20 protein-coding genes and 1 pseudogene are annotated in these 19,653 nt (G+C 66.8%); 6 read left to right on the forward strand and 15 right to left on the reverse strand.

The genetic code is table 11. The features are described 5' to 3' along the window. Window positions 1-110: 110 nt before the first annotated feature. A complete protein-coding gene (locus A5701_RS24380) occupies window positions 111-902 on the reverse strand; it encodes an SDR family NAD(P)-dependent oxidoreductase (RefSeq protein WP_067760357.1) in 792 nt (263 codons plus the stop codon). A 79-nt stretch (window positions 903-981) separates the two neighbouring features. Here A5701_RS24380 and A5701_RS24385 point away from each other — a divergent pair, with 79 nt between their 5' ends. Beyond that, on the forward strand, window positions 982-1,875 hold the full coding sequence (locus A5701_RS24385) for an NAD(P)-dependent oxidoreductase (protein WP_067760359.1): 894 nt from the start codon (window positions 982-984) through the stop codon (window positions 1,873-1,875). On the opposite strand, the gene A5701_RS24390 is transcribed toward A5701_RS24385, so the two are convergent. Beyond that, window positions 1,858-2,688 (reverse strand): SDR family oxidoreductase, encoded by an 831-nt coding sequence (locus A5701_RS24390; RefSeq protein WP_067760361.1) that lies wholly within the window; start codon window positions 2,686-2,688, stop codon window positions 1,858-1,860. The two genes, A5701_RS24385 and A5701_RS24390, sit on opposite strands and share 18 nt — an antisense overlap. Before the next feature lie 171 nt (window positions 2,689-2,859). Then, window positions 2,860-3,783, reverse strand: coding sequence for an enoyl-CoA hydratase (locus tag A5701_RS24395; protein ID WP_067760363.1), 924 nt, complete (start codon window positions 3,781-3,783; stop codon window positions 2,860-2,862). 144 nt (window positions 3,784-3,927) lie between these two features. Between A5701_RS24395 and A5701_RS28375 the strand changes: the two genes are divergently transcribed. The 3 genes from A5701_RS28375 (at window position 3,928) to A5701_RS24405 (ending at window position 6,223) form a co-directional block, all read left to right on the forward strand. Further along, entirely contained in the window at window positions 3,928-4,092 is a 165-nt protein-coding gene (locus tag A5701_RS28375) for a hypothetical protein (protein ID WP_102419489.1), read from the forward strand. Continuing rightward, entirely contained in the window at window positions 4,093-5,559 is a 1,467-nt protein-coding gene (locus A5701_RS24400; RefSeq protein WP_067760364.1) for a trehalose-6-phosphate synthase, read from the forward strand. 85 nt (window positions 5,560-5,644) lie between these two features. Next, window positions 5,645-6,223 (forward strand): hypothetical protein, encoded by a 579-nt coding sequence (locus A5701_RS24405; RefSeq protein WP_067760367.1) that lies wholly within the window; start codon window positions 5,645-5,647, stop codon window positions 6,221-6,223. Here A5701_RS24405 and A5701_RS24410 read toward each other — a convergent pair. The 12 genes from A5701_RS24410 to A5701_RS24465 form a co-directional block, all read right to left on the reverse strand. Further along, window positions 6,220-6,711: a mammalian cell entry protein gene (locus A5701_RS24410; protein ID WP_067760369.1), complete on the reverse strand. Its 492-nt coding sequence runs from the start codon at window positions 6,709-6,711 to the stop codon at window positions 6,220-6,222. The two genes, A5701_RS24405 and A5701_RS24410, sit on opposite strands and share 4 nt — an antisense overlap. Continuing rightward, window positions 6,711-7,400: a mammalian cell entry protein gene (locus A5701_RS24415; protein ID WP_067760371.1), complete on the reverse strand. Its 690-nt coding sequence runs from the start codon at window positions 7,398-7,400 to the stop codon at window positions 6,711-6,713. Before A5701_RS24415 ends, A5701_RS24410 begins: the two co-directional genes overlap by 1 nt. Next, complete coding sequence (locus tag A5701_RS24420; RefSeq protein WP_067760373.1) at window positions 7,400-9,124, reverse strand: virulence factor Mce family protein; 1,725 nt, start codon at window positions 9,122-9,124, stop codon at window positions 7,400-7,402. Before A5701_RS24420 ends, A5701_RS24415 begins: the two co-directional genes overlap by 1 nt. Window positions 9,125-9,137: 13 nt before the next feature. Then, window positions 9,138-10,292 (reverse strand): virulence factor Mce family protein, encoded by a 1,155-nt coding sequence (locus A5701_RS24425; protein ID WP_067760375.1) that lies wholly within the window; start codon window positions 10,290-10,292, stop codon window positions 9,138-9,140. Next, complete coding sequence (locus tag A5701_RS24430) at window positions 10,293-11,729, reverse strand: virulence factor Mce family protein (RefSeq protein ID WP_067760377.1); 1,437 nt, start codon at window positions 11,727-11,729, stop codon at window positions 10,293-10,295. Continuing rightward, a complete protein-coding gene (locus tag A5701_RS24435; protein WP_067760379.1) occupies window positions 11,726-12,790 on the reverse strand; it encodes a virulence factor Mce family protein in 1,065 nt (354 codons plus the stop codon). The genes A5701_RS24430 and A5701_RS24435 overlap by 4 nt, the downstream gene beginning before the upstream one ends. Further along, window positions 12,780-13,832: a virulence factor Mce family protein gene (locus A5701_RS24440; RefSeq protein WP_067760381.1), complete on the reverse strand. Its 1,053-nt coding sequence runs from the start codon at window positions 13,830-13,832 to the stop codon at window positions 12,780-12,782. Before A5701_RS24440 ends, A5701_RS24435 begins: the two co-directional genes overlap by 11 nt. Then, the gene (locus tag A5701_RS24445) at window positions 13,832-15,034 is read right to left on the reverse strand and encodes an MCE family protein (RefSeq protein ID WP_067760383.1); all 1,203 of its coding nucleotides are present in this window, start codon (window positions 15,032-15,034) and stop codon (window positions 13,832-13,834) included. The genes A5701_RS24440 and A5701_RS24445 overlap by 1 nt, the downstream gene beginning before the upstream one ends. Before the next feature lie 19 nt (window positions 15,035-15,053). Beyond that, window positions 15,054-15,896 (reverse strand): ABC transporter permease, encoded by an 843-nt coding sequence (locus A5701_RS24450; RefSeq protein ID WP_067760385.1) that lies wholly within the window; start codon window positions 15,894-15,896, stop codon window positions 15,054-15,056. 7 nt (window positions 15,897-15,903) lie between these two features. Continuing rightward, window positions 15,904-16,668: an ABC transporter permease gene (locus A5701_RS24455; RefSeq protein ID WP_067280820.1), complete on the reverse strand. Its 765-nt coding sequence runs from the start codon at window positions 16,666-16,668 to the stop codon at window positions 15,904-15,906. 236 nt (window positions 16,669-16,904) lie between these two features. Then, window positions 16,905-17,819: a 3-oxoacyl-ACP reductase gene (locus tag A5701_RS24460; RefSeq protein WP_067760387.1), complete on the reverse strand. Its 915-nt coding sequence runs from the start codon at window positions 17,817-17,819 to the stop codon at window positions 16,905-16,907. A 43-nt stretch (window positions 17,820-17,862) separates the two neighbouring features. Beyond that, on the reverse strand, window positions 17,863-18,054 hold the full coding sequence (locus A5701_RS24465) for a ferredoxin (protein ID WP_067280870.1): 192 nt from the start codon (window positions 18,052-18,054) through the stop codon (window positions 17,863-17,865). A 201-nt stretch (window positions 18,055-18,255) separates the two neighbouring features. Here A5701_RS24465 and A5701_RS24470 point away from each other — a divergent pair, with 201 nt between their 5' ends. Together A5701_RS24470 and A5701_RS24475 are read left to right on the forward strand one after the other, a co-directional pair. Continuing rightward, window positions 18,256-19,437 carry an acyl-CoA dehydrogenase gene (locus A5701_RS24470; protein ID WP_067760390.1) on the forward strand — a complete coding sequence of 394 codons (1,182 nt, stop codon included), beginning with the start codon at window positions 18,256-18,258 and terminating at the stop codon, window positions 19,435-19,437. Between the two features lie 26 nt (window positions 19,438-19,463). Further along, window positions 19,464-19,653 (forward strand): annotated as a pseudogene (locus A5701_RS24475) (acyl-CoA/acyl-ACP dehydrogenase); the annotation flags it as partial.

Genomic DNA, 19,653 nt, shown 5'->3' on the forward strand with positions numbered 1-19,653 from the left:
CCGGGCGCGGCGGGTCGCCGCCATCTGGCTAGCGGCGATCGCAAGCGCGGCGAAGCCGGGCGCGGCGGGTCGCCGCCATCTGGCTAGCGGCGCGGGCGCCCCCTTTTTGGTCAGGCGTGGGTTCCCCCGTCGATGCGGATTTCGGTTCCGGTGATGAACGCGCCGTCCTCGGACACCAGCATGGCGATCACCCCGGCGACCACGCTCGGGTCGGCCATCCCGGTTCCGCTGGACTCGACCGTGGTCGGCAGTATCGGCATCAGCCTCGAAAACAGCGCCCAGTCAGCGTCTTTCGGGATGTACCCGCCGGTCGCGTCGGTGATCCCGGACTTGATGCTGCCGGGTGCCACGCACACGGCGCGCAAGCCGTCGCGCGCGTATTCGAGCGCCAGTGAATGAGTGAAGGCCTGGATTCCGCCCTTGCTCGCGGCGTAGGCCGCCATGTAGGGGTGGGCGAACGAGGCCGAGGTCGAACTGAAGTTGACGATCGTGCTGCGCGAGTTCCCGAGCAGCGTCGGAAGCGCTTCGCGGACAACGAGAAACGTGCCGGTCAGGTTGACACCGATGATCTGGTTCCAGAGATCCAGGGTGGTCTCGTGGGTGTGCGCCGCGCGCAGAATGCCGGCGGCATTGACCAACGAATCCAGGCCACCGAGCGTCTCAACGGCCATGCACACGCCGTCGATCACCGAGTCCTCGTTGCCGACGTCCATCGGCAGGGTGGTGAGGCGGCCGGCGGTGGCGGCCTCGTCCGCCCGGGACCGGGTGGCGTCCAGGCCGGCCTCCGCGACGTCCGAGGCCACCACCGTTGCGCCCTCGTCGAGCAGCCGCAGCGCGGTCGCCTGCCCGATGCCCGACGCGGCACCGGTCACCAGGATCCGCTTGCCCTCGAGTCGCTTCATCTGCCGCTCCCGTCACTAGGCGTGCCCATCATCGTAAGGAGCGCGCCATGCCGCGCCCCGGAAAGGGCACAGTGTAGGCATGGACATCGGATTCATCGGCCTGGGGAAGATGGGCCAGGGCATGGCCACGAACCTCGTGCAGGCGGGCCACCGCGTCACCGTCTACAACCGCTCCCCCGAAAAGGCGGAACCGCTCGTCCAGGCCGGCGCGTCAGCGGCGCGCACCGTTGCCGATGCGTGCCAGGGCGAGGTCGTGTTCACGATGCTGGCCGACGACCGGGCCGTCGAGGGTGTGGCCTTCGGCGACGGCGGCGTCGTCGCTTCGCTGGCACCAGGCGCCACGCACGTCTCGTCGAGCACCATCAGCGTCGCCCTCTCGGAGCGCCTGGCGGCGGCGCACGCCGATGCCGGCCAACGGTATGCCGCTGCGCCGGTGTTCGGCCGGCCCGAGGCGGCCGCGGCCGCAAAGCTTTTCGTGGTCGCGGCAGGCGAGCCGCAGGTACTGCAGCCGCTGACCCCGTTGTTCGACGCGATCGGGCAGCGCACCTTCGTGGTGTCCGAGCAGCCGCACACCGCCAACCTGGTGAAGCTGAGCGGCAACTTCCTCATCGCGTCGGTGATCGAGAGCCTCAGTGAGGCCGTCGCGCTGGTCGCCAAGGCCGGCGTCGACAGGCAGCACTATGTGGACATCCTCACGTCGACGCTGTTCTCCGCGCCCGCCTATCAGACCTACGGCGGGCTCATCGCGCGGCGGCAATTCGAGCCGGCCGGCTTCGCCGCCCAGCTGGGCCTCAAAGACGTTCGCCTGGCCCTGGCCGCCGCGGAGCAGCTGGAAGTGCCACTGCCGGTCGCGAGCCTGCTGCGGGACCGCTTCCTCACGCTGGTGGCGACCGGCGGCGGGCACTTGGACTGGTCGGCGCTCGCCACGCTCGCCGACCGGGACGCAGGCCTGGTGTCAGACGACCCCGCGTAACCCGTCGGCCCCGAACGCGGGTTCCAGCATCGCCGAATAGTCGGGGCCGCGGCGCAGCATCAGCCCGCCGTCCACGTTGATGACCTGCCCGGTGATGTAGCAGGCGGCATCGCTGAGCAGGAACATCGCCAGGTTGGCGACGTCCTCGACCTCACCGGGGCGGGGCAGCGGCGTGCACGCGCGGTAGTCCTCGCTCACCTCCGGCAGGGCGAACACCGGAGCCACCAGATCCGTGCGGATCAGGCCCGGCCGGATGCTGTTGACCCGCACCCAGGACGGGCCGAGCTCGTCGGCGGCCAACTGCATCATGTGGTCAACGGCCGACTTGCTGACCCCGTAGGCACCGAACCAACGGTGGGTGTTGCTGGCCGCGATAGAGGAGATGCCGACGAACGAGCCGCCGCCACCGCGGACCAGCTCCCTTGCGACGTGCTTGAGCACGTACATGGTGCCGTTCACGTTGAGGTCGACGGTGCGCCGCCAGCCCTCCGAGTCGATCTGGGTGATCGGCCCGATCGTCTCCGAACCCCCCGCGCAATGCACCGCCCCGTGCAGTTGACCGTGCCAGGCCGTCGCGGCGTCCACCGCTCGGGCCGCCTCCTCCTCGTTGGTGACGTCGGTCGGCTCGTAGCGGATCGAACCGCTGCCTGGAAGCGCTTCGATCTCGCTGACGGCCCCCGCCAGCCGGTCGGGGTTGCGGCCGACGATCATCACCGAGGCGCCCGCCGCGACCAGGCCGGCGGCGACGCCCTTGCCGATACCGCTGCCACCGCCGGTGACCAGATACGTCCGGTTTTCGAATGAAAGCTGCACGCGACGCCCTCTCGAACTGGAACAGGTTCTCGATATCGAACCACGCGGAAAACTCGCCGTTCCGACGGGTGCTCGTCACACCGGCCCCAATGGCGCCCGATCAGAAGCGATCGACGATTTGCCCGCCTCCGCGCGACAACCGGTCGGTCGTGCCGGAGCAGCCGACGAAAGCTACGGCGTATCGCGCCGGGCGACCTGCGTCGGCTTGGCGTTGCGCCAGTCCTCGACGTCGGGCGGCAGGCCGACCGCGTACCTGTTCTCGTTGTGGGCCGCCCAGTGCGCATGGCCGAGCTCGTGGATGTGGAACGCGTGCCGCAGCGCCTCGGTGAAGCCCATCGCGTCGGAGGCGGCGTTGACCGAGTCCTTGACGAGCAGCGCCGCCATCGTGGGGCGGTCGGCGATGCGCCGGGCGAATTCCAGTGTCTTGTCGGCCAACTCGTCGACGGGGAACACCTTGGAGACCATGCCGAGGCGGTAGGCCTCGTCGGCGTCCAGCGAATCTCCGGTCAGCAGCAGCTCTTTGGCTTTGCGCGGGCCGAATTCCCAAGGGTGGGCGTAATACTCGACGCCCGGCATCCCCAAGCGCACCGCCACAACGTCGCTGAACTTGGCGTTGTCGGCGGCGACGATCAGGTCGCACGCCCAGATCAGCATCAGGCCCGCGGAGATCGCATTGCCCTGCACCTGCGCGATGGTGATCTTGCGCAGGTCCCGCCAGCGGCAGGTGTTCTGGAAGAAGTAGTGCCACTCCTGCAGGTAGATCTTCTCCACGATCGGATCGCGGGTTCCGCCGTTGATGCGGAAGCTCGGCAGTTGGCTGCGCTCGGCGATCGCCAGCTCGGAGCCGAGGTCGTGGCCCGCGGAGAAGTTGCGACCGCGCGCCGCCAGGATCACCACGCGCACGGTGTCGTCGGCCTCGGCGCGCAGGAACGCCTCGTCGAGCTGGATCAGCAGGCCTCGGCTTTGCGCGTTGTGCGCTTCGGGCCGGTTGAGCCAGATCCGCGCGATGCGGCCCTCGTCGAGGGTCTCGTAGCTCACCAACTCGTCAGCCTCGGAGTTGCCCGTCTGGGAACCGGCTTGCTCTGAGAGTGTCATTCGGCCCACCTCACTCGTTGTCAGGTCCGACGTCGTTACACATTACGGCCAGTGTGTAAGTGCGCCCCGGTTGGGTGGGCCGTCGGGATCCGAACATCAAGTCCTCACCCACCTGCCCATCCTCCCATCACCTACAGTTAAGTCATGGCTACGAAATCTGACCCTGGCGAGATCGGCGACGTGGAACCGGTTGCCGACAGCACCGCCAGCCAGGCCAGGCGAGTCGTCGCGGCGTACGCGAACGACGCCGACGAGTGCCGCGTCTTCCTGTCCATGCTCGGCATTGGGCCCGCAAAACTCGACGCGTAGATGGCTCCCGGGGACGGGCACGACTCAACCTTCGGGAATTCCGACTTCGTGGTGGTCGCCAACCGGCTGCCGGTAGACCAGGAGCGGCTTTCCGACGGCACCCGGGCGTGGAAGCGCAGCCCCGGCGGTCTGGTGACCGCGCTGGAGCCGCTGCTGCGCCGCAGGCGGGGCGCGTGGGTCGGCTGGGCGGGCGTCGCCGAAGAGGAGACCGACTTCGACGACGAGCCCATCGTCCAGGAGGACCTGGAACTGCGCCCGGTGCGGTTGAGCGCCGACGACATCGCCCAGTACTACGAGGGGTTCTCGAACGCCACGCTGTGGCCGCTGTACCACGACGTCATCGTCAAGCCGATCTACCACCGGGAATGGTGGGAACGCTACGTCGAGGTCAACCGGCGCTTCGCCGAGGCCACCTCGCGCGCCGCCGCCGAGGGCGCGACCGTGTGGGTCCAGGATTACCAGCTGCAACTGGTCCCCAAAATGCTGCGGCAGCTGCGGCCCGATCTGACCATCGGCTTCTTCCTGCACATCCCCTTCCCGCCGGTGGAGCTGTTCATGCAGTTGCCCTGGCGCACCGAAATCATCGAGGGACTGCTCGGCGCGGACCTGGTGGGCTTCCACCTGGCCGGCGGCGCCCAGAACTTCCTGTTTTTGTCCCGGCGGCTGATCGGCGTCAACACCTCCCGCGGCTCGGTCGGGGTGCGCTCGCGGTTCGGGGAGGTCGAGCTCGGGTCGCGCGTCGTCCGGGTGGGCGCATTCCCGATCTCCATCGATTCCGGCTCGCTCGACCAGGCCGCCCGCGACCGCGACGTCAGGCGCCGCGCCCGGGAGATCCGCGCCGAGCTGGGCAACCCCCGCAAGGTGCTGCTGGGCGTCGACCGGCTCGACTACACCAAGGGCATCGATGTGCGGCTGAAGGCCTTCTCCGAGCTGCTCGCGGAGGGCCGCGCGAAGCGCGATGACACCGTGCTGGTCCAGCTGGCCACACCGAGCCGCGAACGCGTGGAGAGCTACCAGATCCTGCGCAACGACATCGAACGCCAGGTGGGCCACATCAACGGCGAATACGCCGAGGTCGGCCATCCGGTCGTGCACTACCTGCACCGTCCGGTCCCCCGCAATGAGTTGATCGCCTTCTTCGTGGCCGCCGACGTCATGCTGGTCACCCCCCTGCGCGATGGTATGAACCTGGTGGCCAAGGAGTACGTCGCCTGCCGCAGCGACCTCGGCGGTGCCCTGGTGCTGTCCGAGTTCACCGGCGCGGCCGCCGAGCTCCGGCAGGCCTACCTGGTCAATCCGCACGACCTCGACGGCGTCAAGGATGCGATCGAGGCGGCGCTCAACCAGAACGTCGAGGAGGGCAGGCGCCGGATGCGGTCGATGCGGCGCCAGGTGCTGGCCCACGACGTCGACCGGTGGGCGCGGTCGTTCCTCGACGCGTTGGCGAACCCACAGGACGGCGAGTGAGCGGCGCGAACCCATGGTGTTGCCGCGCAAACGCTGTGATACTCGATGGATCGGTGCAGGGGAAGGGTCCGGAAGGGAGGGCATCGTGAAGCTCCGTCGCGGACTGGCCGCCGGCGCCGGCATCGTCTCGGCAGTCGCCATTGGAATTGCGCTGGAGTCCGGCGACCCGGCGCGCGCGGTGGGACCGCCGCCGGATGGCAACTACAACTACAACGAGGCCGGGGTCTCCGGGGTGACCTGGACGATCTCGGCGTTGTGCGATCAGCCGTCCGGAACCCGAAACATGAACGACTATTCGGACCCGATCGTGTTTGCGATGAACTGCGCCCTGAACATCGTGAGTTCGACGGCCGAGCAGATCAATCCCGCGGACAAGCTGCAGAACTTCAGCGGCAGGGCCCGGATGACCAGCATGCTGTGGACCTTCAAAGTCGAGAAGTCAGACGGCGTTTCGTGTCCGGGCGGCGGCACCGCGCCGTCGACCGAAACGTATGCGTTCAGCGACGAGAACATGAGCGGCACCCACACCAGCATGCACGGCGCGGTCTGCGGGATGCAGCCGGGAATGACGAAAACGCCGTTCTCGCTGCAGATGACCGGCCCGCCGCCCAGCCCGATCGAACGTTATCCGTTGTACTGCAACGGGATTGCGATGTGCTACTAGATCGGCGTGATGTAGGCGATCAGCCATTGCTTGCCGATCTTCTTGAAGTCCACCCGCAACCGGCTGCCGTCGTATAGCGGCTGGCGCGTCTTGTCGGTCACGGTGCGATTCATGTAGACCATCAGCGATGCCGATTCGCGTTTGGCGGACATGACGCCCACGCCCACCACGCTGGCCTGGACGACCACCTCACGCTTCTTGGCCTCCGGAATGATCTGCGCGTTGGCGCTTTTCCGGAATTCCTGGCGGTAGTCCGGGGTGAGCAGCGGGTACGCGTCGCTGAGGCTGCGTTCCACCGTCTGATAGTCGTAGGCGAAGACCTCGGGAATCTCCTTGGTGGCCAAGCCGGGTAGCACCGCCCGCGCCGCCTCCTCGCCGCGCGTCTGCACCCGCCCCCAGTAGAACCAGCCGGCCGCCGCGGACAACCCGACGAACACCACGATCAGAAGGTAGCCCGCGACGACGAGCAGCCAGCGCCGCCACCGCATCAATTGCCCCCGTTGGGATACTTCAGGTCGTAGCCCGTCATCCGTCCCTGCTCGTCCTCGTGCACGATGACCCGCAGGCGATAGGGCATGGACGGCTTGTTCACGCCGTCGATGTCGGCGACGGTCACCCGCACCGAAACGAGCACGGATGCGTTGTCGGTGACGTTGTCGACGCCCTCGAGGGCGGCGCCGTTGATGACGGCCTCCGACGTCGCGTTGGTGGAGCGGAATATGCCCTTGAGATTCTCGATGTTGTTGTTGGCGCCCAGCATTCCGCGCAGCGGTCCGCTGGTGCCGTTGTAGAAACGGTTGACGCTCTCGTCGATGTTGTCCTGCTTGTAGCTGAACATGTTGACCACCGTCTGCGTCGCGGTGTCGACGAACCGTTGGTCGCGCGTCTGCTGGGCGCTGGCGTGCCGTTGCTGGACGACGAGCACGCCCAGGCAGCCGGCCAACGCGCCGATGGCCAACAGCGCGGCCGCGAACGAGATCCATGCCACCAGCGCGCGGTGCGGCTGCCGCCGCGGTGGCGGCTTGAGGGACTTGAGGGTCTTGACCGGCTTGGCCGGCTGCGCCGGCGCCGCCTCGACCTGCACCGTCGCCGCCTCGGTCGACTCGGCTTTCGCCGGGCCGGCCGCACGGGACGCCCGACGACGCGCACGCGCAGTGGTCGTTGGCTCGACTGCCACTACATCGGCCTCGGATCAAGCATCAGGTCCACCCAATTCTCGGCGCTCGACGCGCCGCTAGCACCGGCCGCGAAAATACCAGTGCCGCCGGCGGGGTCCTTGAATGCGCCGGTCTTTTCGTCGTAGGTGGCGTACGCCGGCCCGCTGGCCTGCGGTTGACCGCCGGGCGGCGGTCCCCACGGCTTCTCCGGTCCCGGGCCCGCAGGCGGGGGGTTGATCCCTTCCGGCGGGGCCGGCGGTGGCAGCCACTTGGGGTACGGCAGCTGCGGCGGCACGGGCGGGACCCCGGGCGGCTGCCACGACGTGAACGGCGGTGGCGGCCCGTTGTCGTTGGGCGGTGGCGGGTCGTATGCCGGTTGTTTGTTGGGCAACGGCCCCGGCCCCGGCACCACGCCCGGTGGCGGCGGCCCGACGATCGGCGTGCCCGGATCCGGCTCAGCGCCGGGCGGGATATAGGGGAACTTGTTGGGCGGCAACACGTTCAGCCCGTTCGTCACCGGGGTGTCGTACGGCACCGGCGGACCGCGCCACGGGTTGCGGCCGATGGGCACGTAACCCTTGGGGTCGCGGCAAAGCTGCACGGTCGGCGCCCGCTTGCCGGGGAATTCCTGGCAGGGGTAGTTGCGCGCGCCGCGCACGGTACTCGGGTCGTTCTGGGCGACCTTGCAGTACATGTCCCTCGGCAACTCGCGCACCGTCTCATCGGCCGGCGTGCGCATCAACGGGGGTGGGAGGAAGCCGACGGCGCACGGCGGCGGGTCGTTGAGGTCGAGTTTGAAGTCCAGCTTGGCGCCCTCGTCCTGGGGCGCACCGCCGGCGGCCGTCGTGATCGCGGCGAACAGCGCCGGCAGCACGACCAGCAGCTGCTCGATCGACTTGTGGTAGATCACGCCCACCCGGCCAAGGTTGGCCAGGCTGGCCGCCAGCGCGGGGAAGGACGGCCGGATACCGGAGAACGCCGTGCTGGCCTCGTCGGTTGCCCCCGGTGCGGTGGCCAGCGTCGAACGCAGCTCCGGGTCGGCCTGCCGCACCTCCGACGTGAACCGCGCCAGCCCGTCGGAGAGCGATTTGATGTCGGCCCCGGCCCGGATCTGTGCTTCCAGGAACGGGCCGGCCTGGTCGATCAACTGCGACGCTTGCGGGTAGTTCGCGTTGGCCTCGTCGACCAACAACCGGGCGGACTCGAACAGGCGGGCCAGCTCGGGTCCCGACCCGTTCGTCGCGGTGAACGTCTCGTGCAGCAGCTCGCGCAACCGGGTGTCGCCGAGGCTGTTGGTCAGCGCCTCCGCCCGCTTCAGCAGGTCTGCGACGTCCTGGCCGATCCGGGTGTTCTGCCGCTCGATGCGGAAGCCGTTGCGCAACTTGGTCGTCGCCGGTGTGCCGGGTGGTACCAGGTCGATGTACTGCTCACCGACGGCCGACACGCTCTTGACGGTGGCGGTGACGTTCGACGGGATGGGCGTCCCGCTGTTCAGCCGCATGCCGGCGGTGACACCGCTGGGATTGAGCCCCACTGACTCGACGCGGCCGACCGCGACACCGCGGTACGTGACGTTGGCGTTCTTGTACAGACCGCCGCCGGCGACGAAATCGGCCGTCCCCGCATACGTTCCGAGCCCGAACGTTGACGGCAATCGCAGGTAGAACACCGCCATCACGGTCAGGGTGATGGCCGTGATCACCGCGAAGATCCACAGCTGGATCCTGGTGAGTTTGTCGTGCATCTACGTCCGCCCCTTACTGTCCTGAAGCCGTGCCGGGCGGAATCTTGAACGGGTCGGCCGCCTGTCCGGACAGGTTGGCCATCTCGCCGACCAAAAAGTCCGGCGGATTGAGGATCTCGTTCATGTGGGCCATGTTCGGGTCGAAATATGCGGTGGTGAAGAAGGTTTCACCGAGGCGGCGCAGGGTGAGGTCGAAGGTGGTGAACACGTTCAGGTAGTCGCCGCGCACCGCGTTCTTGATACCGAAGTTGGGGAAGGGGAACGTCAGCAGGAGCTGCAGCGAGGTGACGAAGTTCTTCCGGTTGTCGTTGAGCGCTTTGGCGGCCGCGTACAGGTCCTTGAGGTCGGCCGCAAAGTCCACCTTGGTCTTGGCGAGGATGTGCGAGGTGACGTTCGCCAACTTGTGCAGCGCCGAGAACGCCTCGACGATGTGGTCGCGGTTCTTGTTGAGCACCCGGATCGCGTCGGGCAACGTGTCCAGCGCGCGGCCCAGGTTGTCCTTGTCCCGGGCCAGGCTGGCCGAGAATCGATTCAGGCCGTCGACCGCGTCGATGATGTCATTGACCTGCCGGTTGAGGCCGGCGGTCAGTTCCGCCAGCCGGGGCACCAGGTCGACGAATTGGTCCTGCCGGCCCGCGACGGCCTGGTAGGTCTCGTCGGTGATCTCTTCCAGCGCACCGACATTGCCCTTGTTCACCACGACACCAAGGGCCGACAGCACCTCTTCGGTGGTGGGGTAGCGGCCGGTGTTGGACTCGGAGATCTTGGATCCGTCTTTCAGGCGGCCGACGGCCGGTTTGTCCTTCGGGCGCGCCAGGTCGACGTGCATCGAACCCAACAGCGACGTCTGCGCGATCGTCGCCGTCGAGTTGGCCGGCAGGACGACGTTCTTGTCCAACCCCAATTTCACGGCCGCATAGAAGGAACCGTCCGGGCGCTGCACGGCCTCGATACCGGAGACACTGCCGACCGTGACGTCGTCCACCATGACCGGCGAGTTCTGCGGCAGCGTCGCCACGTCGGGCAGATCGACGGTGATCGAGTATGCGCCGCTGCCGTGCCCGGCGGTGCCCGGCATCGACACCGAGTTCAACCCGTTGAACTGACAGCCGGCCAGCAGCGCGCTGCCCGCCGCCAAAGCGCCGCCGCGCAACCACATTCGGTTCATCTAGCCGCCCCCCTGGTCGCCCTGCGGCGGCGCCTGGCCCGGCGGCGGTCCGGGTAGGGGCCCGAATGCGCTCCCGGGAGCCGGGCCGGGCGCGGGGCCGGCGTTGCCCAAGGCCGGGCCGGGAGCCGGGGCCGCGCCAGTCTGCGGTGCCGTCGGAACCAGCAGGGCCTGCAGGTCCGCCGGATTCTGCGCGGCGGGCGGGGTCTTGGCACCGTTGGCCGGGATCCAGGTCAGTTCGGGCACCGGGGTAGCCGACTTCGCCTGGGTTTCCGGGGTGTCATAGATGATCTGGCCCTTGTAGGCGGTGATCGTGTTGAGCGGGTGGAACATCAGCGGCGGGTAGTTCACGGTGAGCCGGCGCAGCACCGGGCCGAGCCGCTCACGGCAGAGTTCGGCGCGCCGGAAGTAGTCGGGAGCGCGCGGGCCGGCCGCCGTTTCGAAGGAGCCACCGCAGATGAACTGCACCGGGTTGGCGAATTCCGGGATCGACAACAGGCCGTTGAGCGTGCCCTGCGCCGGGTCGTAGATGTTGTAGAAGTTCGCGATGCCGGGGCCTGCGACGTGCAGCACCTGCTCGATGTTGTCGCTCTGGTCGCTCAGCGTCTTGGCAAAGTCGTTGAGGTTGTTGACGGTATCGATGATGGTCGAATTGTTCTCGTGCAGGAAACCCCGGATGTCGGACAGCGCCTTATTGAGCGTGCCCAGGGTGGTGTCGAGGTGACGCGAGCTGTCGGCGAGCACCTGGGACACCGAGGCGACGTTTCCGGCGAACTGCACGATCTGTTCGTTGCTGGCCGACAGCGCGTTGACCAGAACCTGGAGGTTCTTGACCGTCCCGAAAATGTCGCTGCGTGAATCACCCAGCCGCCCAGCGGCTTGCGAGAGTTCGCGCAAGGCGTTGTGGAAAGACTCGCCGTTGCCGTTGAAGGTGTCCGCGGCCTGGTTGATCGCCCGGCCCAACGGACCCTGCATCGATCCCGTGGTCGGCCCGAGCTGAACAGCCAGCTTCGTCAGCGACTCTTTGACCTCGTCCCATTCCACCGGGACCCCGGTGCGGCCCAGGCCGATGCTGCCGCCGTCGGGCAGCACCGCCCCGCCGGTGTACGCCGGTGTCAACTGAATGAAGCGGGCCGACACCAGGTTCGGCGACATGATGATCGCCTGGGCGTCCTTCGGGATCTTCACGCCCTTGGACACCGACATGGTGATCTTGACGTCGGAGGGCCGCGGCTCGATCGTGTCGACCTGACCCACCGGAACACCGAGGACGCGGACCTGGTCGCCGGGGTAGAGGCCGACGGCGGACGTGAAATAGCCGACGATGCTTCGCGTATTGCCGGTCGACGACAGTACATACACGCCACCCACCAGCACCGCGATAAGCGCGATCGCGGTGGTGTAGCGCAGCCCCCGGCTGCCGGCGAGGCGCTTGATCATGGCGACTTCGGCCTGATGATCCAGCGCTCTTGGATGAGTCCGCGCAGGTAGTCCGCGAGGCTGGCCGGCATCTTGCCCGGTTGGTAGAAGAAGTCGAACATTGTCGCGATCAACGGCGCGGGGATCACACCGTAGACGTTGACGTTGAATCCGGGTCCGGACCCGACGACCTCGCCGAGCTCGGTGGCGTAGGTGGGTAGCCGTTTGAGGGCCTCGGTGATGTAGTCGCGGCGCTCGTTGAGGTTGCTCAGCACATCGTTGAGCTTGCTCAGGGCCGGGCCGAACTCCTTGCGGTTGTCGGCGACGAACCCGGAGATCTGCGCCGACAGGCCCTGGATCCCCGAAATGAGCTGCCCGATGGCGGCCCGCCGCTCGTCGAGCGCTGCGAACAACTCGTTGCCGTCGTCGACCAGCTTGTTGACTTGGTCGGCGCGCTGGGACAGCACGCCGGTCACCGACTTCGCATGCGCGAGAAGGCTTTGCAGCGCCTCGTCGCGGCGGTTCAGGGTGCGCGACAGCGTCGTCACACCGTCGAGCGCGCCGCGCAGCTGGGGGGTGGCGTCGTGCAGCGTGTCGGTCAACACGTTCAACGCCTGCTCGAACTGGGGCTTGTTCAGGTTGTTGGCGTTCTGGCCCAGATCCTCCAGCGCGCCGGCCAGGGTGTACGGCGTGGTCGTGCGACTGAGCGGGATCGTGGTCCCCTTGCCGCTGCCGGCCGGGGTCACCGCGATCGAACGCTCCCCGAGAATGGTGTCGGTGCGGATCGCGGCCAGCGACTGATCACCAACGGCGACATGGCGATCCACACTGAAGCTGATCTTGGCGCTGTCTCCGGCGAGGCCGACCGAAGTCACCTTGCCCACCTTGAAGCCCGAGACGTACACCGCGTTGCCGGGGTTGATGCCACCGGCGTCGGAGAAATAGGCGTCGTAGACCTTGCCTTGAGGCCAGAACGGCAATCCCGCGTAACCGAATGCGATGAGCACGACGCACACGACCAGCACCACGCCGAAAATGCCGGTGCGAAGCGGATCGCGCTCACGCTTTGCGTTACTTGGCAAAAGCGCACCTCCCCTTGCTGGGATCCACCTGGCCGCCGAGCGGCAGCAAGATGTCGCTACCGGCCGGGCCGTTGATCTTGATCGTCACGGAGCAGAAGTAAATGTTGAAGAACGAACCGTAGGCACCCAGCGCCGCCAGCCGCAGATAGTCCTCGCCCAACTGCTCGACGTCGTTGTTCACCTCGGCCTTGCGGTTGTCCAGTTCGGTCGCCAGCGGGCGGGTGTTCTCCAGGATGCCCTGCAGCGGCCGGCGTGAATTCTTCAGCAGCTCGGTCAGATCCGTCGTCGTGGAGGCCAGCGGCGGGATGGCGCCCGCGATGTCGTCTTTGTTCTTGGCCAGTCCGCTGATCAACTGCTGCAACTGGTCGACACTGGCCGAGAACTGAGCACTGCGCTGATCGACGGTCTTGAGGACCGTGTTGAGGTTTTCGATCACGTCACCGATGAGTTGGTCACGCTGGCCCAGCGCCGACGAGAACGCACTGGTGTCGGCCAGCACGTTGGACAACGCGCCGCCCTGCCCCTGCAGCAGCTCGATGACGGCGCTGCTGATCGTGTTGACCTTGTCCGCGTCCAGCCCCTTGAGCACGGGCCGCAGGCCGCCGAGCAGCGCGTCGAGATCCAGCGCCGGCTGGGTGTGCTGGGTGTTGATCGTCCCGCCCGGTGGCAGCTTGCGCAGCTCCCCGGGCCCGGACGTGATCTCCAAATACCGGTCACCGACCAGGTTTTCGTACCGGATCACCGCGCGCGTGGACGAATAGAGCGTATAACGCTTGTCGAGCCCGAACGTCACGTCGATGGTGTTGTCCTGGTTCAGTTTCACACCCGACACCGCGCCGACCGGCACGCCGGCGATGCGCACCTTCTGCCCCGCCTTCAGGCGCGACACATCGGTGAACGTTGCGTGGTAGGTGCTTTCGGGGCCGAACCGGAAGTCGCCGAAGACCACCACCAGTCCCGCGGACACGATCAGCATGGCCACCGCGAAGATGCTGACCTTGATCATCATCGAGCGGTGCGTCGGCATGGCCCCGGCCGGCATCAGAAATCGTCCCGTTCCGCGAAGGCGCCGTGGAACAGGAACTGCAGCGTCGAGGGCGCGTCGAACTGCAGTTCCGTGAACGGCTCGTACGGGATGTTGGCGTTGTCGGTGACCAGGAACGGGGCGCGGTAGAACGACCCGCCGGTCTGCTTGGTCGGAATGTCCGGCAGCCCGCGGCAGTTCGGGCCACCGGACGCATTGACGATCGGCAGGGACTCCGGGAACGTGTACGACGGCGCGCCGAGCACGAAGCTCGAGGACGTGAACAGGCCCGCCTTGCGGACACCGAGCAGCGGCGCGAATTCCTTGATGCCGCGCTCGATCCCGGCGAACAGGCAGCCGAATTCGGGGGAATAATCGGCCGCGACCTTCAGCGGGGCCCGCAGCCGGTTGATCGCGTCGATGAAGTTCTGTTCGGCCGGCGCCAGCGTCTCGTAGGCGTTATTGGCCAGACCGATCGTGGCCAACAACGTGTCGTTGAGGTTGTTCTGCTGGTCGACGACAGTCTTGTTGATCGTCGGCAGGTTGTCGAAGACGGTGTTGAGATCCGGGGCGGCGTCGGCGTAGGTGTTGGCGACCACCGCCGCCTTGCGGAAGTCCTCCTGCAGTGCAGGCAGTTTCGGATTGGTTTGGCGCGTCAGCGTGTTCAGGCCCGACAAGATGCCGCCGAAGTCGTCCCCGTGACCGCGCAGGCCTTCGGACAGCGCGCTCAGCGTCCCGTTGAGTTCGACCGGGTCGATCTTGTGCAGCAGGTCGATCAGCGACTGGAACAGGGTGTTGACTTCCAGCTGCACCGCCGATGCCGCCACGTGCGCGTTCGGGCGCAGCGACGTCGGCGAAGGGTTTTGCGGCGGAAGGAATTCCACCGCCTTGGCGCCGAAGATGGTGTTCCCCGCGATGTGCACCATCGCGTTGGAGGGGATGAAATGCATGTCGTCGCTGTTGATCCCGAGCGTTAACCGGGCCTGGTCATCGGCGTAGTCGATCGCCTCGACCTTACCGATCTGGATGCCGCGGTATTTGACCTTGGCGCCCTTCTCCATCACCAGACCGGCCCGCGGCGCCGAGACCGTCACCGTGTCGATCGAGGCGAAAGCCGCGGAGTAGGACAGGTAAGTGACGAGCGCGAACGCCACCAACAGGCTGGCAAGCACCGCGGCTGCCAGCCGGACGGAGGTACGTCGCGTATCTGTTTCTGCCATGTCCCTTTAAGCGGTCCTGTTACCCGGAGAGGTTGAAGTTACCGGACGCGCCGTAAACGGCGAGTGAGATGCACAAAGTGATGACGACGACGACGATCAGCGACGTTCGCACGGCCTGGCCGACCGCGATGCCGACGCCGACGGGACCGCCGTGCGCGTTGTAGCCGTAGTAGGTATGGACCAGCATCACCGCGATGGACATCACGATCGCCTGCAGGAACGACCACAACAGGTCCGACGGGATGAGGAACGTATTGAAGTAGTGGTCGTAAAGACCCTTGGACTGCCCGTTGATGTACACCGTGGTGAAGCGGGCGGCGAAGAACGCCGCGAGTACCGACAGCGAATACAGCGGAATGATCGCGATGAGGCCGGCGATCAATCGGGTGGACACCAGATAGGACACCGATTCCACCGCCATGCATTCGACGGCGTCGATCTCTTCGGACACCCGCATGGCGCCCAACTGCGCGGTGGCACCGGCGCCGATGGTGGCCGCCAGCGCGATGCCGGCGATGACCGGCGCAACGACGCGGACGTTGAGGAAAGCCGACAGGAAGCCGGTCAGCGCCTCGATGCCGATGTTGCCCAGCGAGGAGTAACCCTGCACGGCGATGACCCCGCCGGAGGCGAGTGTCAGGAAGGCGGCGACGCCCACGGTGCCGCCGATCATGACGAGCGCCCCCGCACCCATTGTCATTTCGGCGATCAGGCGGACCGTCTCTTTGCGGTACTTGGTGATCGCGTGGGGAATGTGACGCACCGTCTGGCCATAGAACAAGGCCTGCTCACCGAAGTCGTCGACCGGCTCCTGCAACCGGGAGGCGAGGTTGCGCAGCCGGTAGGTGACGTCGTAGCTCATCGGGTACTCACTTCGCCGAGATCCGCACGCCGATGGCGGTCATCACCACGTTGATGACGAACAGACAGATGAACGCGTACACGACCGTCTCGTTGACGGCATTGCCGACGCCCTTGGGTCCGCCCTTGACGGTCAGGCCGCGGTAACAACCGACCAGCCCGGCCATCACGCCGAACAGCAACGCCTTGACCTCGGCGAGAACCAGCTCGCGCAGCCCGGTCAACACGGTCAACCCGTTGATGAACGCACCCGGATTGACGCCCTGCAGGAAAACGGAGAACACGTAGCCACCGGACAGGCCGATGGCGCACACCAGCCCGTTCAGCAGCAGGGCCACCACCGTGGAGGCCAGCACCCGGGGCACGACGAGCCGCTGGATCGGGTCGATGCCGAGCACCCGCATCGCGTCGATCTCTTCGCGGATGGTCCGCGCACCGAGGTCGGCGCAGATCGCGGTCGCACCGGCGCCCGCCACGACGAGCACGGTCACCACCGGCCCCAGCTGCGTGATGGTGCCGAATGCCGTTCCGGCGCCGGACAAGTCGGCGGCCCCGATTTCGCGCAGCAGGATGTTGAGCGTGAACGCCACCAGCACGGTGAAGGGGATGGACACCAGCAGGGTGGGAACCAGGGACACCCGCGCGATCATCCAGGTCTGTTCCAAGAACTCGCCCATTTGGAACGGCCGGCGAAAAGTCTGCCGGCCGGTGTCGATCATCATTTCGAAGAACCCGCCGACAGCGCGAGCGGGAACCGCAAGTTGTTCCCTCAACTTGGCTACCCCCCTCGGCTGCTCGCGGCGAAGTCTGTGCGTCGCCTTAGCGGTGTCTTCCGTCGCATGCGGCTCGATGTGAGCCGGATCATATTAACTCAGAACAAGATTAAGGTGTCAATGAAAAGCATTTCTTTGTCCAAAACGTTAATTACCCAGGTCAGACACCGTTACATTTTCCAGAATTGACACACGTTCTACCCACTGTTTCCCCCCCAGGAAGTAACCTCACACGGTTATTGCTCCATCAGCCCGACCGCGGAAAAGTTGCGCTCGGGATCCCGCCCAGCAAAGTACTCTTGCAGCGTCGCGCTCAGTTGCCCGGGCTCCCAGGCCGGTCCCTCTGCGCTGAATCGATGCTCCGCCGTGGGCGCGGCAACCAGGGTCACCTGCGGCCCGTACACGATGAACACCTGCCCGTTGACTTCCGCGGCCGCCGGAGATGACAGGAACTTGACCAGGCTGACCACGTGCTCGGGCGACAGCGGGTCGATGCCACCCGCCTCCACTTCCGGTGCCGCACCGAAGACGTCGGCCGTCATCGCGGTGCGGGCGCGCGGACAGATCGCGTTGGCGCACACGCCGTAGCGGCCCAGCGCCCGCGCGGCCGTCAGGGTGAGCGAGATGATGCCGGCCTTGGCCGCGCCGTAGTTGGCCTGACCCACCGGGCCGACCAGCCCCGCCTCGGACGCGGTGTTGACCAGCCGGCCGAACACGGTTCCACCCGCGTCCTTGGCCTTCGACCGCCAGTAGGTGGCGGCGTTGCGGGTCAGCAGGAAGTGGCCGCGCAGATGCACCGCGATGACCAGATCCCACTCCTCGTCGGACATGTTGAACAGCATCCGGTCGCGGGTGATGCCCGCGTTGTTGACGACGATGTCGAGCCCACCGAGACCGTCGGCCTGGGCGACCAACTCGTCGGCGGTTGCGCGTTCGCTGATGTCGCCGGCCACCGCGACGGCCTTGGAGCCGGCCGAGTTGATCTCGTCGATGACGTCGGAGGCGTCCAGGGCGGTGGCGATGTCGTTGACGACGACGGTCGCGCCGAGCCGGGCCAGGCCGAGGGCCTCCGCCCTGCCGAGTCCCGCGGCGGCACCCGTCACCACCGCGACCTTTCCGGAGAGATCGGTCGCGTTCGCGCTGCTAGTCAATTTATGAATACCTCTAGTTTCTCAGGCCGCAGTGGGGCTCGAATTAATCGCCGCGCAACAGCGCGGCACGCGGGCATTCGGCAATCGCCTGCTCGGCCAGCTGCTCCTGATCGGCGGGGATCGGGTCCAGCTTCACGACGGCGTAATCCTCGTCGTCCAGGTCGAAGATATCCGGCGCGATTCCCAAGCACACAGCGTTACCTTCACACCGGTCGTGGTCGACGATCACCCGCACAGCACCCTCCTTGCACCTGGCCTTCACCTGAGGACATGCCCCATCAGTATGTAGGACCACCATAGGGCCCGGATACCGCTAGGGAAACGGTCGCTGGAATCTCAGACTAGAACGTGTTACAACCGGGAAGACGAACGGGTAGTCGTCGGCCGAGTAACGTCGGCTAATCGAGGCGAATCACGTTAACAAAGGACGGCTGGGATGCGCATCAGTTACACCCCTGAACAGGAGGAGCTGCGTCGCGAACTGCGGTCGTACTTCACCAAGCTCATGACGCCGGAGCGTCGCGAGGCGCTGACCTCCTCGGGCGGCGGCGAGGTCGGGACCGGCACCGCATACCGCGACACCGTCGCGCAGATGGGCAAGGACGGCTGGCTGACGCTGAACTGGCCCAAGGAGTACGGCGGCCAGGACCGCTCGCCAATGGATTCGCTGATCTTCACCGATGAGGCCGCGATCGCCGGCGTGCCCGTGCCGTTCCTGACGATCAACAGCGTGGCGCCGACGATCATGGCGTTCGGCACCGAGGAGCAGAAGAAGTTCTTCCTCCCCAAGATCGCGGCCGGCGAACTGCACTTCTCCATCGGCTATTCGGAGCCCGGCGCCGGCACGGACCTGGCCAACCTGCGCACCACCGCGGTCCGCGACGGCGACGACTACGTGATCAACGGCCAGAAGATGTGGACCAGCCTGATCGCGTACGCCGACTGGGTCTGGCTCGCGGTGCGCACGAACCCCGAGGCCAAAAAGCACCGCGGCATCTCGATGCTGACCGTGCCGACCACCGCCGAAGGCTTCTCGTGGACGCCGGTACACACCATGGCCGGTGTGGACACCAGCGCCACCTATTACTCCGACGTGCGGGTGCCGGTGACCAACCTGATCGGCGAGGAGAACGGCGGCTGGAAGCTCGTCACCAACCAGCTCAACCACGAACGCGTCGCCCTGGTCTCGGCGCAGCCGATCTTCCTCGCCCTGCAGGAGGTTCGGGAGTGGGCCCAGAACACCAAGGATTCCAGCGGCGCCCGGCTGATCGACTCCGAGTGGGTGCAGATCAACCTGGCCCGCGTGCACGCCAAGGCCGAGGTGCTGAAGCTCATCAACTGGGAGTTGGCGTCGTCGGACGGCGAATCGCTCAACCCGGCCGACGCGTCGGCGGCCAAGGTGTACGGCACCGAGTTGGCCACCGAGGCCTACCGGCTGCTGATGGAGGTGCTGGGGACCGCCGCCACCATGCGCCAGAATTCGCCCGGGGCGCTGCTGCGCGGCCGGGTCGAGCGGATGCACCGCGCGTGCCTGATCCTGACCTTCGGCGGCGGCACCAACGAAGTGCAGCGCGACATCATCGGCATGGTCGCGCTGGGACTGCCCCGAAACCGCTGAGCCCCACTCCCTAAGGACGAACAACGATGGACTTTTCGACAACCGAAGCGGCCACCGATCTCGGCGGCCTGGTCGACACGATCGTGGACTCGGTTTGCACGCCCGAGCACCACCGTGAACTCGACAAGCTCGATCAACGGTTCGACCGCGCGCTGTGGGGCAAGCTCGTCGACGCCGGCATCCTGACCAGCGCCTCGGCCACCTCGGTGGGCGGCG

Source organism: Mycobacterium sp. E3305, from assembly GCF_001666785.1.
Lineage (GTDB): Bacteria > Actinomycetota > Actinomycetes > Mycobacteriales > Mycobacteriaceae > Mycobacterium.

Coding starts and splice junctions, on each gene's coding strand:
- A5701_RS24380 (WP_067760357.1), bottom strand. CDS start 902: ATGAAGCGACTCGAGGGCAAGCGGATCCTGGTGACCGGTGCCGCGTCG.
- A5701_RS24385 (WP_067760359.1), top strand. CDS start 982: ATGGACATCGGATTCATCGGCCTGGGGAAGATGGGCCAGGGCATGGCC.
- A5701_RS24395 (WP_067760363.1), bottom strand. CDS start 3,783: ATGACACTCTCAGAGCAAGCCGGTTCCCAGACGGGCAACTCCGAGGCT.
- A5701_RS28375 (WP_102419489.1), top strand. CDS start 3,928: ATGGCTACGAAATCTGACCCTGGCGAGATCGGCGACGTGGAACCGGTT.
- A5701_RS24400 (WP_067760364.1), top strand. CDS start 4,093: ATGGCTCCCGGGGACGGGCACGACTCAACCTTCGGGAATTCCGACTTC.
- A5701_RS24410 (WP_067760369.1), bottom strand. CDS start 6,711: ATGCGGTGGCGGCGCTGGCTGCTCGTCGTCGCGGGCTACCTTCTGATC.
- A5701_RS24420 (WP_067760373.1), bottom strand. CDS start 9,124: ATGCACGACAAACTCACCAGGATCCAGCTGTGGATCTTCGCGGTGATC.
- A5701_RS24425 (WP_067760375.1), bottom strand. CDS start 10,292: ATGAACCGAATGTGGTTGCGCGGCGGCGCTTTGGCGGCGGGCAGCGCG.
- A5701_RS24430 (WP_067760377.1), bottom strand. CDS start 11,729: ATGATCAAGCGCCTCGCCGGCAGCCGGGGGCTGCGCTACACCACCGCG.
- A5701_RS24440 (WP_067760381.1), bottom strand. CDS start 13,832: ATGCCGGCCGGGGCCATGCCGACGCACCGCTCGATGATGATCAAGGTC.
- A5701_RS24445 (WP_067760383.1), bottom strand. CDS start 15,034: ATGGCAGAAACAGATACGCGACGTACCTCCGTCCGGCTGGCAGCCGCG.
- A5701_RS24450 (WP_067760385.1), bottom strand. CDS start 15,896: ATGAGCTACGACGTCACCTACCGGCTGCGCAACCTCGCCTCCCGGTTG.
- A5701_RS24470 (WP_067760390.1), top strand. CDS start 18,256: ATGCGCATCAGTTACACCCCTGAACAGGAGGAGCTGCGTCGCGAACTG.